14 protein-coding genes and 2 pseudogenes are annotated in these 13,501 nt (G+C 73.5%); 11 read left to right on the top strand and 5 right to left on the bottom strand.

Features of this window, described 5'->3' with window-relative positions; all coding sequences use genetic code 11:
• Window positions 1-26 precede the first annotated feature (26 nt).
• The 11 genes and pseudogenes from ABIH81_RS20435 to ABIH81_RS20385 all read left to right on the top strand — a co-directional run bounded on the left by ABIH81_RS20435 (window position 27) and on the right by ABIH81_RS20385 (window position 6,346).
• Entirely contained in the window at window positions 27-359 is a 333-nt protein-coding gene (locus tag ABIH81_RS20435; protein WP_349876498.1) for a metalloregulator ArsR/SmtB family transcription factor, read from the top strand.
• Window positions 360-448: 89 nt separating this feature from the next.
• Entirely contained in the window at window positions 449-1,135 is a 687-nt protein-coding gene (locus ABIH81_RS20430; RefSeq protein ID WP_349876497.1) for a helix-turn-helix domain-containing protein, read from the top strand.
• Window positions 1,132-1,794, top strand: coding sequence for an arsenate reductase ArsC (locus tag ABIH81_RS20425; protein WP_349876496.1), 663 nt, complete (start codon window positions 1,132-1,134; stop codon window positions 1,792-1,794). Before ABIH81_RS20430 ends, ABIH81_RS20425 begins: the two co-directional genes overlap by 4 nt.
• 48 nt (window positions 1,795-1,842) lie before the next feature.
• Window positions 1,843-2,550 (top strand): annotated as a pseudogene (locus ABIH81_RS20420) (MIP/aquaporin family protein); the annotation flags it as partial.
• Between the two features lie 32 nt (window positions 2,551-2,582).
• Window positions 2,583-2,756, top strand: coding sequence for a hypothetical protein (locus ABIH81_RS20415; RefSeq protein ID WP_349876495.1), 174 nt, complete (start codon window positions 2,583-2,585; stop codon window positions 2,754-2,756).
• Window positions 2,753-3,160 (top strand): arsenate reductase ArsC, encoded by a 408-nt coding sequence (locus tag ABIH81_RS20410; protein WP_349876494.1) that lies wholly within the window; start codon window positions 2,753-2,755, stop codon window positions 3,158-3,160. The genes ABIH81_RS20415 and ABIH81_RS20410 overlap by 4 nt, the downstream gene beginning before the upstream one ends.
• Before the next feature lie 248 nt (window positions 3,161-3,408).
• Window positions 3,409-3,495 (top strand): annotated as a pseudogene (locus ABIH81_RS20405) (RNA polymerase subunit sigma); the annotation flags it as partial.
• Window positions 3,496-3,636: 141 nt separating this feature from the next.
• Window positions 3,637-4,203 carry a PepSY domain-containing protein gene (locus tag ABIH81_RS20400; protein ID WP_349876493.1) on the top strand — a complete coding sequence of 189 codons (567 nt, stop codon included), beginning with the start codon at window positions 3,637-3,639 and terminating at the stop codon, window positions 4,201-4,203.
• 133 nt (window positions 4,204-4,336) lie between these two features.
• Window positions 4,337-4,744 (top strand): helix-turn-helix domain-containing protein, encoded by a 408-nt coding sequence (locus ABIH81_RS20395; RefSeq protein ID WP_349876492.1) that lies wholly within the window; start codon window positions 4,337-4,339, stop codon window positions 4,742-4,744.
• Window positions 4,633-5,415, top strand: coding sequence for an IS630 family transposase (locus ABIH81_RS20390; protein ID WP_349876491.1), 783 nt, complete (start codon window positions 4,633-4,635; stop codon window positions 5,413-5,415). The genes ABIH81_RS20395 and ABIH81_RS20390 overlap by 112 nt, the downstream gene beginning before the upstream one ends.
• Window positions 5,402-6,346, top strand: a complete 945-nt coding sequence (locus ABIH81_RS20385) for a PepSY domain-containing protein (RefSeq protein ID WP_349881167.1) — start codon at window positions 5,402-5,404, stop codon at window positions 6,344-6,346. Before ABIH81_RS20390 ends, ABIH81_RS20385 begins: the two co-directional genes overlap by 14 nt.
• Here the strand turns inward: ABIH81_RS20385 and ABIH81_RS20380 are convergent.
• From ABIH81_RS20380 to ABIH81_RS20360, 5 genes are all read right to left on the bottom strand, one after another.
• The gene (locus tag ABIH81_RS20380) at window positions 6,323-7,516 is read right to left on the bottom strand and encodes an alanine racemase (protein WP_349876490.1); all 1,194 of its coding nucleotides are present in this window, start codon (window positions 7,514-7,516) and stop codon (window positions 6,323-6,325) included. The genes ABIH81_RS20385 and ABIH81_RS20380 overlap by 24 nt on opposite strands.
• A complete protein-coding gene (locus ABIH81_RS20375) occupies window positions 7,513-9,108 on the bottom strand; it encodes an IucA/IucC family protein (RefSeq protein ID WP_349876489.1) in 1,596 nt (531 codons plus the stop codon). Before ABIH81_RS20375 ends, ABIH81_RS20380 begins: the two co-directional genes overlap by 4 nt.
• Window positions 9,105-10,727 (bottom strand): IucA/IucC family protein, encoded by a 1,623-nt coding sequence (locus tag ABIH81_RS20370; protein WP_349876488.1) that lies wholly within the window; start codon window positions 10,725-10,727, stop codon window positions 9,105-9,107. The genes ABIH81_RS20375 and ABIH81_RS20370 overlap by 4 nt, the downstream gene beginning before the upstream one ends.
• Window positions 10,724-11,899 carry a siderophore biosynthesis protein gene (locus ABIH81_RS20365; RefSeq protein ID WP_349876487.1) on the bottom strand — a complete coding sequence of 392 codons (1,176 nt, stop codon included), beginning with the start codon at window positions 11,897-11,899 and terminating at the stop codon, window positions 10,724-10,726. The genes ABIH81_RS20370 and ABIH81_RS20365 overlap by 4 nt, the downstream gene beginning before the upstream one ends.
• 72 nt (window positions 11,900-11,971) lie before the next feature.
• Window positions 11,972-13,468, bottom strand: coding sequence for an MFS transporter (locus ABIH81_RS20360; protein ID WP_349881166.1), 1,497 nt, complete (start codon window positions 13,466-13,468; stop codon window positions 11,972-11,974).
• Between the last annotated feature and the right edge of the window lie 33 nt (window positions 13,469-13,501).

Here is a 13,501-nt window from a genome sequence, read left to right as displayed (position 1 = left end):
TGATAGTGACGAGGAAGGGTGTGACCATGAGCCAGACCGCCGCCGACCAGCCGACCGGGCCACAGCGCCCCGTTTCGGGTCTCGCGCCGCAGACGCAGGAGTTCCTCAAGGCCCTCGGCAGTCCCACCCGGCAGCGGATCATGACGCTGTTCGCCCGCGGCGCCGAGATGTCCGTGGGCGAGGTGGCCGAGCGGACCGGCATCAGCCAGGCCACGGCGTCGCAGCAGCTGACGCTGCTGCGACGCGGCGGCGTGGTCACCTCGCGGCGAGACGGCAAGACGGTCTTCTACCGGGCTGACCGTGACGGCGCCATCGCCGCCCTGACGGATCTGCAGTCCTACCTGGCGACCTGCTGCTGATCAGCCGGCATCAACATCAACCCTGGTGGCATCCGGGCATCCACGGGGCCGGCTTGACTCGGCCAAGTATCTCAGCGATAGTTGACTCAATGAACGCTGAGCCTTTTCCCCTCGACGGGCGAGCCCGCATCCACGCCGCCCTCGGTGACCCGGCGCGCCTGGCGATCGTCGACGCGCTCACCCTCGGCGACGCCTCCCCCGGGGAGATCGCACACACGCTCGACATGCCGACGAACCTGGTCGCCCACCACGTCAAGGTCCTCACCGACGCCGGCCTGGTCGTCAAGGGCCGCTCCGAGGGCGACCGGCGCCGCACCTACCTGCGGCTCCGCCCGGAGACGCTGGCCGCTCTCGCCACTCCCCGGCTGGCTGGTGTGGGCCGGGTGGTGTTCGTGTGCACCCACAACTCGGCCCGCTCACAACTGGCCGCCGCGCTGTGGAAGCAGCGCGCCCACGGCGACGTCGCCTCGGCCGGTACGAAGCCCGCCACCCGGGTGCACCCCCGCGCGGTGGCCGTGGCCCACCGCCACCACCTCGACCTCGACCCGACCGGCACCGCCCACGTCGCCGATGTCGTCCGTCGCGACGATCTGGTGATCGCCGTCTGTGACAACGCCCACGAGGAACTGACCGGCCCGCTCCGCCCCCGCCTGCACTGGTCGGTCCCGGACCCGGTGCGCGTGGACACCGACGAGGCATTCGAGGCCGCCTACGCCGACCTGGCCGACCGCGTCGACCGGCTCGCCCCCGCCGTCCTGCCCGGAGGCCCCCGATGACCGACATCACCGCCCACCCCCACCAGGAGATCACCCTCGACCAGCAGGTCGCCCTGCGCACGGCCGCGACGCGACTCGCCGAGGAGTTCGACGGCATCTACGGCACCGAAACCATCGAGCGGTTCCTGGAGACCAGCTACGACCAGTTCGCCACCGCCGCCACCATCGCGAACCACCTGCCGCTGCTCGCCGAGCGTTTCGCCCGCCAGCGGCTACGGGCCCTCGCCCGGGTCGAGGGACACCACCGCGACGGCCGCCCCGTCGTGCTGTTCCTGTGCACCCACAACGCCGGCCGCTCCCAGATGGCCTTGGGATTCTTCACCCACCTGGCGGGCGACCAGGCGATCGCCTGGTCCGGTGGCAGCGAGCCCGGCATCGAGATCAACCCCTCCGCGACCGCGGCGATGGACGAACGGGGCATCGACATCTCGGACGAGTTCCCCAAGCCGTGGACCGACGAGGTGGTCCGGGCCGCCGACGTCGTGGTCACGATGGGCTGCGGAGACGCGTGCCCCGTCTTCCCCGGCACCCGCTACGAGAACTGGACCGTGGACGACCCCGCCGGGCTCGACCTGGCCGACGTGCGGCCGATCCGCGACGAGATCGAGCGCCGCGTCCGTCGCCTGCTCGGCGAGCTGAACGTCCCCGCCACCCGATAACCGATCTGCCCGACGATCCGGGACAGCAACATCATGGGAGAGAGACTGATGACCATCGCACCTTGGCGGCGCCTGCTGGCCGAGTTCGTCGGCACCGCCCTGCTGGTCACCGCCGTGGTCGGCTCCGGCATCATGGCCGCCACCCTCTCCCCCGGCGACATGGGCCTGCAGCTACTGGAGAACTCCACCGCCACCGCGTTCGCTCTCGGCACGCTGATCCTGATCTTCGGCCCGGTCTCCGGCGCGCACTTCAACCCCGTCGTCTCCGCCGCCGACTGGTTCCTCGGCCGCCGCGCCGGCACCGGTCTCACCGCCCGAGACCTGGGCGGCTACGTCGTGGCGCAGGTGCTGGGTGCGATCGCCGGGTCCGTGCTGGCGAACCTGATGTTCGACCTCGCCGCCGTCGACTTCTCCGGCAGGGACCGCGCCGCCGGTCACCTCTGGCTGGGTGAAGTCGTCGCCACCACCGGCCTGATCCTGCTGATCTTCGCCCTCGCCCGCTCCGGCCGCGCCCCGGTCGCCCCCGCCGCCGTCGGCGCCTACATCGGCGCCGCCTACTGGTTCACCTCGTCGACCTCGTTCGCCAACCCCGCCGTCACCATCGGCCGCGCGTTCACCGACACCTTCGCCGGCATCGCCCCCACCTCCGTACCCGGCTTCGTCGTCGCGCAGCTTGTGGGACTCGCCGTCGGTGTCGGCCTGCTCGCCGCCCTCTACCCCGACGCGGGCGCCGCCGCCGACCAGGTCGTCGTCCCCCGGGACGAGGACACGGCCGTCGGCCGCCGCCCATGACGACACCGCACCCACCGGGCACCAGCGGCGGGCCTGACGCGGGCTTCGTCAACCGCCGCCGTGACCCCGGCCGCTACCGGACGCTCGACCGCAACAGCCACCCGGCCCACCTGTTCCCCGACCACAAGCCGGTCAACCGGCCCGCACACCGCATGGAAGGCACCCGATGAGCGACAAGCCCAGCGTCCTGTTCGTCTGCGTCCACAACGCCGGTCGCTCCCAGATGGCCGCCGGCTGGCTGCGCCACCTCGCCGGCGACACCGTCGAGGTCCGCTCCGCCGGCAGCGCCCCCGCCGGCCACATCAACCCCGCCGCCGTCGAGGCCATGCGCGAGGTCGGCATCGACCTCACCGACCAGACCCCCAAGCTCCTGAAGTACGAGACCGCGGAGTCCTCCGACGTCATCGTCGCCATGGGCTGCGGCGACGCCTGCCCCGTCTTCCCCGGTAAGCGCTATGAGGACTGGAAGCTCGAAGACCCCGCCGGCAAGGGCGTCGACGCCGTCCGGCCGATCCGCGACGAGATCCGCGCCCGCGTGGAGAAGCTCCTCACCGAGCTGCGCCCCACCGCCTGATCATCATCGGTTCCGGACCCGCCGGATACACCGCCGCCGTCCACGCCGCCCGCGGCCGACCTCACGCCCCTCGTGATCGAGAGCAGCCACCTCGCGTACCCGGACCGGCGGGCGCACCCGCAGCTCGTACCGCTGCTCGTAGGCCCGTGGGTAGTAGTCCACGACGTGCCCGGCAGCGGGCTGTACCCGGCCGGATGTCGGGCAGCGAGCAGGCGCCCACCAGCAACTCCCGGCGGTTGTCCGCCTGGCGTTTCCTGCGGTCGCTGCCGTGGATCGCCGGCCGGTCCTCGACGCGTACGTGGCCGCTCGGCATCGCCCGGCGGGTCACGGTGGACCAGAGATGTACGCGGGCAGCCGGGAACTTCCTGACGTACCTGACCGACTACTCGACCGGGAGACGGCAACCGGGCAGCCCAAGGCTCGACGGGCACGAGCCACCCCGAACCAGAAACCTCCATTTCCGATCGGAGTAGTCGATGTCCGTCACCGACCTGTCCGGCGTTCCCGCGCCGGATGTCCCCGCCGCTGCGCAGACCGCTCGTTCGAGCCGCGAACCCACGCCCTTCGCCGCGCTGCTGACCCGGCTGCACTTCTACGCCGGCATCCTGGTTGCCCCATTCCTGCTGGTCGCCGCCCTGACCGGCCTGGCGTACACCATCACCCCGCAGCTGGACCAGGCGCTCTACGGCGACCAGCTGGCCGTGGCCGCCGTCGGTGACCAGCCGAAGACCCTCGCCCAACAGGTCACCGCCGCCCGCGCCGCGCACCCCGACGGCACCATCGCCACAGTGGCGCCCGGCGCCGGCGACCGGACCACCCAGGTGGTGTTCTCGCTCGAGGAACTCGGCGAGAAGCAGCACACCGTCTACGTCGACCCGTACACCGGCGAGGTCACCGGGCAGCTCACCACCTGGTTCGGCTCCACCCCGGCCACGACCTGGCTCGACGACCTGCACCGCAACCTGCAGCTCGGTGAGATCGGCCGGCACTACTCCGAAATCGCCGCCAGTTGGCTGTGGGTCCTCGTAGCGTGTCGCTGCTAAGTTCTGGTGTGTCTTGTTGGGAGGTTGGGTCGGCAGATCTTCCCCTTCCCCTCTGCCGGTCAGGACTCCCATGTCGTCGCAGAAGAAGCGGCCGGTCACATTGACTTCGGCTGATCATGAAGCACTGTTGAAGGTGACCACTACGGGTGTGCACCCGGCCTCGATGATCAGGCGGGCGCAGGTGCTGCTCGCGTTGGACACCTCGGCTGGCGAGGTGGACCCGGGTGAGGTGATCGCGGCTCGGCTGGGTGTCTCGGGCGAGACGCTGCGGCTGGTCGCGAAGCGGTTCGCCGAGACCGGCGGCGATATCTGGGCCACGGTGGGCCGCACGAAGCGTGCCGCGCCGCCGGTGCCGTCCCTGGTGACCGGGGAGGTCGAGGCGAGGCTGATCGCGCTGGCCTGTACCGCCCCGCCGACCGGGCATGCCCGGTGGAGCCTGCGGCTGCTGGAAAAGAAGGTCGCGCTCATCGACGACATCCCCGACCTGGACCACTCCACCATCGGCCGGATTCTAAAAAAACGAAACTTCGCCCTCATCTGAAGAAGTGCTGGAACATCCCGCCCAAGCAGAACGCGGCGTTCGTGGCGGCGATGGAGGACGTGCTTGCGGTCTACGCACGCCCGGCCGACCCGGACCGGCCGGTGGTGTGCATGGACGAGAAGCCCTACCAACTGCTGGCCGATGCCCGGGAGGCGGTCCCCGCCGTGCCCGGCCATGACCGCAAGGAGGACTCCGAGTACGTCCGCCACGGGACCTGTTCGATCTTTTGCTGGGTCCAGCCCCTCGCCGGCTGGCGCCATGTGGACGCCCAGCCCCACCGCACCCGGATCGACTGGGCCCGCCAAGTCCGCCGGCTCCTGACCGTCGACTTCCCCGACGCCGAGACCATCGTGCTGGTCATGGACAACCTCAACACCCACAACATCGCCTCGCTATATGAGGCCTTCGAGCCCGAGGAAGCCTTCGCGCTGGCCCAGCGACTGGAGATCCATCACACCCCCAAACACGGCTCCTGGCTCAACGTCGCCGAGATCGAACTCTCGGCACTTTCTCGCCAGTGCCTGGACCGCCGCATCGAGAACATCGACGTCCTCAACACCGAACTCGCCGCCTGGCAGGCCGACGTCAACGCCAACCAACGTCAAGTCCAGTGGCACTTCACCACCGACGACGCCCGCATCAAGCTCCGCCACCTGTATCCCAAGTATTAGCAGCGACGCTCTACTCGTTGTCGGCGGCGTCATCCTGTGGTGGCGCCGCCGCAGCGCCACCCGCGCCCGGACGACACACCTGCTCGTACCGGACCTGACCGCCCGCAAGGGAGTCCGCCGCACGCGGGGCTGGCACGCCACCACCGGTGTCTGGCTCGCGGTCGGCCTGCTGTTCCTCTCCGCCACCGGCCTGACCTGGTCCCGGTACGCCGGCGCGAATTTCGGCGCCGGCCTGGACATCCTGCGCGCCGGCACCCCGGAACTCTCCACCACCCTCGACGGCGTGCCCCCGCCCGGGAGCGGTGGTGAGCACCAGCACGGTGGCGCAGCACCCGGCACGGCGGACAATCCGGCGTCCTACGACAACGTGCTGACCTCCGCGCGCAGCGCCGGACTCTCGGGGCCGGTGGAGATCAGCCCTGCCGCCGAGTCCGGCCTGGCATGGACCGTCGCCCAGGTCGACAACACCTGGCCGGTCGCGAAGGACCGGATCGCTGTCGACCCCACCACCGGCGCGGTCACCGCCCGCAGCGATTTCGCCGACTGGCCGCTGCTCGCGCAGCTCAGCAGCCTCGGTATTCAAGCCCACATGGGACTGCTGTTCGGGCCGATCAACCAGATCCTGCTCGCCGCACTCGCTCTCGGCCTGCTCTGCGTCATCGTCTGGGGCTACCGCATGTGGTGGCAGCGCCGCCCCACCCGCGCCGACCGCCGCGCACCGCTCGGCGCACCGCCCGCCCGAGGTGGGGTCCGAGGGCTTCCGTGGTGGGCGCTGCTGCTCGGCGTACCGGTCACCGTGGCGCTCGGCTGGGCACTGCCCTGGTTCGGCGTCACCCTGCTCGGCTTCCTCCTCATCGACATCGCCCTCGGCGTGCTCGCCCGCCGGCGCCGCCGGACCATGCCCGTCTCACCCGCCCCGGCCGGTAGGTGACCCCGGGCCGCTGTCCGGCCGCCACGCGTGACCGCCGCCCCGTCCCGGCCACTCGGCCGCGACGCGGTACGGGTCGCCGGTGCGGAAATCCGGCGGCTCGTGTAGCAGGAAGTCGCGGTGGCTGATGTTCCAGGCGTACGCGCCGGCCATGGCGAACACCAGCACGTCGCCGACGCCCACCGGCCCGGCGTGCGTCGAGCGGGACAGCACGTCCTTCGGTGTGCACAGCTGCCCGACCACGGTGACCGGCCCGCCGTCGGTGCACGGGCCGTCACCGCCGTACCGCCGGTGCACGGTGAACGGCTGCGCGTGGCCCTTGGCCGCCGGTGTACGAAGGTGGTGGGTGCCGCCGGCCACCACCGCGAACCACTCGCCGTAGGAGCGTTTCACGTCGATCACCTCGGTCAGGTACGCCCCGCAGTAGGCGGTGACCGACCGGCCCGGCTCGACGCGAAGCCGCACCCCCGGGTACGCGTCGCACACGCCGGCCAGCGCCCGCCCGTAGCCGGCCCAGTCGAAGCGGGCCGCCGGGTCACCGTAGTCGACCGCCATGCCGCCGCCGACGTCCACCTCCCGGGCCCCGACCTCGCTGACCGACCAGCGGACCACGGCTTCCGCCACCGTGGCGGCGAGCGGCGCGTCCAGTCCGCTGGCCAGGTGGACGTGCACGCCGTGCACCTCGACCCCGGCCGGTGGACGGCGGGCGCAGGCCACCGCCTCGGCCGGGTCCATTCCGAACGGGCTGGGCCGCCCGCCCATCACCAGGCTCGCCCCCGGCGCGTCCAATGGCAGGTTCACCCGCAGCAGCACCCGTGCCCGCACCCCGGCGGTGACCGCCAGCGCGCCGAGGCGGCGCAGCTCGGCCGGGGACTCGACGTGGATCCGGGCCACCCCGGCGGCGAGTGCCGCGGCCAGGTCCGCGTCGGTCTTGCCCGGACCGGCGTACGCGGCCGCCGCCCGCTCGGGCAGCACCTGGGCGAGGCGCCGCAGCTCGCCCCGGCTGGCGGTCTCGAAGCCGTCGACGACCGGCGCCAGCGTGCGCAGCACGTCCGGCTCCGGGTTCGCCTTCACCGCGTACAGCAGCTCGACCTCCGGCGGCAGGGCGGCGCGGATCGCCCGCGCGTGCCCGGCCAGCGCATCGAGGTCGTGGACATAGACCGGCCGCGTCACGCCCGACCACCCAACGGGTTCGGCACCGGCACGAACGGCGCGGCCCGGTCCGCGTCTCGCCGCCACCGCACCAGCAGGTTCGCCTTGGCCACCAGCTGCTCGCCGACCAGCAGCGCGCGCAGCTCGGGCGGCTCGTCCAGGTCGGCTGCCATCGCGGCGACCACGTCCCGCACCTCCCGCCACAGGGCCGGTTCGATGCCCGGCCGGGCGTCGGCGAGGGCGCCGCTGATCCCGGCCAGGTGGTTGACGAACAGGCAGTAGACGACGCGCTGCCGGGCCTGCCGGGCGTCGTACCCGACCTGCCGGGGCAACCCTCGCGGCCAGCTCGTCCACCGGCTGGTGTCCAGCTTCACCCCCTCCAGGTCGCGCAGCAGCATCCGCGCCGGGTGCCCGTCGGCGTCGCGTACCACGACGACGTTCTGGAGGTGCGGCTCGTGCACCACGCCGTGCCGCAACCACGCACCCAGCACGGCCGGCACCAGCAGCCCGACGTAGCGCCGCCACCACGCCACCGGGTCGGCCACCGGCAGCGGCGCGGCGGCCAGCGCCGCCGCCAGCACCGCGGTCTGCCCGGGCCGCAGGTGGGCGCGCAAACCGGTGCGCAGGATCGTCCCGTACGCCTCGTCCGCGCCGGCCGCGTCGACGGTCCGGTACGCGGGTTCGGCGAGCAGCGCCACGCCGTCGGACAGCGGTATCCCGGCGAGCAGCCCGGTCAGCGCTACCGCGGCGGTCAACTCGTACCGGGCGTTCTTGCGCAGGCAGTTGGTGATCCGCACGTGCAGGCTGGTCTTGACGAACAGGTCGGCGTCGGGAGAGTAGAGCGTGCGGACGCTCGCGGTCGGGCGCACCGGCACCCCGGCCGGGCCGAGCCGGCGCACCCGGGGATGCGTCGGCGGCACCAGCGCCACCTGCCACGGGTGCACCGGCAGCACCCGGTGCCCGGCCGGTGGGCACGGTGGTTCCAGGGCGGCCAGCATCGGGTCCACCGGCCCGGCCTCGGTCACCAGGTCGTCCGGCACGGCCAGCCAGTGCAGCCGGAACGCGGTGCGCAGCTCCGGCGCGTACGCCCGCCAGTCGTCCGGGTCGCCGCTGCGCCACTTGGGTGTGGGGTGGTGCGGGTGGCCGAGGACGAGCGACTGCTCGGACGCCACATAGGCGTCGACCGCCGGGTCGCCGGTGGGCGTGGGGTCGGCGGCCGGCCGCCCGGCCAGCAGGTGGGCCACTGTGTCCCGGCTGGCCCGCACCTGGCCGAGGAACTCGGGATTGTCGTGGCCGGTACGCGCGGTCAGCTCCGCGGCGACCAGCCCGGCCAGCCCTTCGGCGTCCAGGTCGCGCCACGGGCCGCCGTCGGGCCGGTGCCGCACCGGTCCGGTGTAGCGATGCGTGCCGACCGGGGACAGCCGGGCCGCCGTGCAGCGCAGCGTCACCCCGGTGGACGGCAGCCGGACCTGCACCACGTCGCCGGTGATGGCGACGTCACCGGCGGGGCCGGCGACCTCGCGGGCCAGGCAGCCGAACACGGCGTGCGCGGCGGCCAGGTCCGCCCGGTGGGTGTGCCAGGCCGCCCGGGGGCGCAGGCCGGTGCTCGTCATCGCGTCTCCCGCAGGTAGTTCGGACCGGTGTGCCGGTAGAACTTGTTCACGTCGGCGCATCCGAGCCGCTGCTTCGGTAGCAGGGTGCCGGCGGTGACCATCGCCTTGACCGGCAGCCGGTCGGCGCGCAGCACCCGTTCGGTGAACTCACGCGCCGCCGGCCCGTCGCCCCACCGGTCCCGGGCCGCGATGAGTCTCGGGGTCAGCGCGGCGGCCGGCGTCGGCACCGGCACCCCGCGGGCGGCCAGCGCCAGCAGCGGCGCGGCGGCGGCCAGGTGAAGGGTGATGGTGACGAACACGTCAGCCAGTTCGCCGGGGCCGGTCACCCACATCCGTTGGTCCCGCAGTGTCACGGTGCCGCGGTGGCGCGGGTCGAGGCGGGCGCCGTCGTCGTCCTTGTAGAGCAGCCCGATCGTCCCGTCCGGCGCGAGGAGCAGGTGGATGTTCTGCGGGTGGGCCTCCAGCGCCACGCCGTACCGGAGCCACAGGCAGACGTGCCAGTCGAGCAGCAGGTCCAGGTAGGCGTCGAGCACCGCCTGTGGACGGCCGCCGCCGATGCGCTCCAGCACCGTGCCGGACTCCGGGTCGGGCGCGGCGAGGGCCGCCACCGGCACCACCCGGATGCCGGCCAGGTCCCGGGGGAACCGGCGGAGCAGGAAGGCCCGCCGGTCGTCGTCGCCGGCGTGACCGAAGGTGCGCTCGTCGGCGTGCCGGATCCGGCCCGCGAAAGCGGGTTCGGCCGCGGCGATCCGGTCGAGCAGCCCGGCCACCGCCGCGCCGTCCGCCAGCGTGGCAGGCCGCAGGCCGCGTCGGTTGCGCGCGCCCAGCGTGGCGGTGGGCAGCGGTAGCTTCAGGTGCGTGTACGGGTCGTCTGCGAGCGCCACCGTACGCATGGAGAGCGTGGGCCGCACGGTCACCACCGGCCGGTCGGTCACCGGTAGCGCGTGCCGCGCCGCGGTGAGCGGGTGCACCGGCAGCAGCACGTCGCCGGCCCGGTCCGCGGCCGGCCACCACGCCGGCAGCGGACCGGTGAGCCGTACCGCCGTCCGGGGGGCGACGTGCCAGCGCAGCGCGAAGCGGGGTGCGTGCTCCGGGGCGTACCGGGTCAGGTCGTCGTCGTCGAGACCGTACCGGCAGCGGTCGGTCGGGTAGACCGGATGCCCGGCGTGCGCGGCGAGCACGTCGTCGAGCAGCGCCGCCGGCATGCCGGCCGGCGTGGTCGCCCGTTCGGCGGCCACGGCGGCGAACACCGCCGGCCGGGACCGGGCGGCGAGCCGGCGGGCCCGCAGGTCGGCGTGGCACTCGCCGGTGAACGTCTGCCAGCCGGCCTCGGCCTCCGGGTCGCCGACCGGGGCGAGTACCGCGAGCAGAGCGTCGAGGGTGTCCACCCGGCGTTCGCGGCCGTCGGCGTCGCGGACGTCGAGCGTGGCGGCCGCGCAGCGCAGCGTCGCCTGGAAACCGTCGGCGCGGACCGGGATGCGCAGCAGGCCACCGGCGTGCGGCACCTCCCACCGGCCGGTCACGGTGAGCCGGCCGCGCCGGAGCAGGCCGATGTGGTCCTCGCGCAGCAGCGCGTCGAGCACCCGGACGAAGACCTGCCGCTCGCTGTCGTCGGTCATCCGGTGATCGTCCAGCTCAGGTCGTCCCGGAACGCGGTGAGCGCGGCCCGCACGGTGTCGGGGTCGGTTCCGATGCCGTGCAGCGCGGCCAGGTAGTCGCGGTTGGTGCCGGTGTGCTCGGCGACCCGGCCCACCTCCCGCATCGGACGGCACGACAGCCGTACGCCGTCGTGGACGGTGTCCACGGCCCCGGGCGCCGCGGTGAGCCGGCCGGACCGGTCGGCGCAGACGTACTCGACCCGGGCGTGCCGGCCGGGCGCGGCCGGGCCGGGCAGGTCCAGCGCGGCCAGTGGCTCGCCGAGGTGCAGCCGGATGACGTGGGCGAACAGCGGCACCCCGAGCAGGTCGGCGAGGATCAGGTCCATCCGATCACCGATGAGCCGGTCGTTCACCTCGATCAGCCGGATTCCGTCCGGCCGCACGACGTACTCGGTGTGACATGCGCCGAAGCCGACGCCGAGCGCGTCGAGCAGTGCGCGGAGCCCGGCGTCGTGGGCGGGAGGTGGGGGCGCCCAGTCGAGGCTCACCTCGGTGAAGGTCGGCGGTGGGCCGAGGCCGGTGCGCCAGCCGCCGAGCACCGCCAGCGATTCGCCGTCGCCCAGCGTGTCGTAGGTGCGCAGCTCGCCGGCCAGGTGTTCCTCGACGACGAGGGCCACCTCCGGGCGCCGTCGCCGGATCGCGGCGACATGGGCGGCCAGCTCGCGCCGGTCGGTCACGAGGTAGGCGTCCTCGCTGGCCACGCCGTCGCGGGGCTTGAGCACGGCGGGGAAGATGTCGGCCGGGACGACGGGGGTGGCGCCCGGGTCGACGGTGACCACCCGGACCGGGTCCAGTCCGGCGGCCGCGAGGGTGCGGCGCATGACGGCCTTGTCCTTGCAGCGCCGGGCCGCCTCCGGGTCCTTGCCCGGCAGGCCGAGCTTGCCGGCGGCGACAGCGGTCGCCTCCTGAAGGTGGTCGCTGTTGGACAGCAGCGCGGCGGGCGGCTCGGCGGCGGTGGCCGCGATGATCGCGGCCGGGTCGCGGACCGCGCAGTGCCGCACCGGGACGCCGGTGGGCCACTCGCCGGGCCGGTCGGTCAGCACCGTGGTCGCAAGGCCGAGCGCGTCCGCCGCCGGGAGGAATCCCTCCAGGACGGCGTCGGTGGGGTTCAGCGCGGTCACGTAGAGCCGCATCCGGCCTCCTCGACCGATCGGTGATTTAGGGAAGCCTACCCTAAATAGCCGGTTTGTTGGGGATGGCCGGTGTCAGCTCCGACGCGCCAACCGGTCGGCGCGCCACAGCAGGCCGGCGGCAACCAGGCCACCGATCAGGACCGCGGCCGCGCCCACCGTCTGGCCGGTCCGCAACGCCTCGGCGAAGGCGGCGGTCACCACCTCCCGGTCCGGGCCGGCGGCCGCCGACGTGGCCGGGAACGAGCCGGCGCCGGCCAGCGCAGCCGGCAGCAACGCGCCGAACCGGGCGTTGAGCACCGCGCCCAGCACCGCCACCCCCAGACTGCTGCCGACCTCGGTCATGGTGCCGTCCACACCGGCCCCGGCACCGGCCTTGTGGGTGGGGATCGCGCTCATCACCGCCTCCACGATGGCCGGGTTCGCCAGCGCGCACCCCGTACCCATGACCAGCAACCCGGCCAGCAGGGCGCCGTAGCCGTCGGACGGACCGTGCGTGACCAGCGCCAGACCGCCGGCCAGCAGGGTCATGCCGACCGCGATGGCGGCCGGCAGTCCGAGCCGACGGATCACCAGCGCGGCCGCGCCGCTGATGTTGAGCGCCACGATGGACAGCGCGAACGGCGCCATCCGCAGCCCCGCTTCCCAGGCCGGGTAGCCGCGGACGAACTGAAGCTGCTGGGTGAGCAGGAACAGCGCCCCGGTGGCACCGAACGTGATCAGGACAACGCCGCAGACCGCGCCGACGAAGCGGCGGTCCCGGAAGAAATGCATGTCCAGCATCGGGTGGGCGCATCGCCGCTCCCAGCCGACGAACAGCACCAGCAGCAGCACTCCCGCCGTGCCCACGCCGAGCACCGGCGCCGAAGCCCATCCGCGCCCGGGGCCGGAGATGATCGCCCAGACGATCGCGGTCAGGCCGGCGGTGGACAGCGTCACCCCGCCCAGGTCGAGGCGCCCGGCGGTCGAGTCCCGCGATTCCGGCACCAGCACCCGGCCGGCGAGCAGGCAGACCAGCACGACCGGGACATTCAACAGGAAGATCGCACCCCAGGGCAGGTGGGCCAGGACGAATCCGCCGATCGGCGGCCCGGCGGCGAAACCCAGCGCGCTGGTCGCCGCCCAGATGCCGATCGCCCGGGACCGCTCGGCCCCGTCGAAGACCTGCATGGCAACGGCCAGGGTGGCGGTGGCGAGCAGCGCACCGCCCACACCCATGCCAGCGCGGGCGGCGATCAGCTGCTCGGCAGTGCGGGCGAGCCCGGCCGCAGCCGAGCCGAGACCGAACAGCACCAGCCCGACAAGCAGCATCCGCCGCCGCCCGTACCGGTCGGCGGCGCTGCCGGCACTCAGCAGCAGCCCGGACAGCACCAGCGCGTACGCGTTGATCATCCACTGGACGTCGGCCGTGCCCGCGTCCAGTTCGACCGTGAGCACCGGCACGGCCACGGTCAGCACCGTGTTGTCCAGCACCACCACGAGCTGGGCCAGGCAGAGCACCGCCAGGATCAGCCAGCGGTGCGGCACGGCGGCCGACGGCACGGCGGCCCGGTCCGCGCTCCCGGTCGGCAGCGCGCCCGGCGCCGGGCCGACGCCCGCGGGGCC

The organism is Micromonospora sp. HUAS YX12 (assembly GCF_040215685.1).
Classification (GTDB): Bacteria; Actinomycetota; Actinomycetes; order Mycobacteriales; family Micromonosporaceae; genus Micromonospora; species Micromonospora tulbaghiae.
Note: the sequence above shows the minus strand (reverse complement) of the source record. Positions and strands in the feature narration are given on the sequence as shown.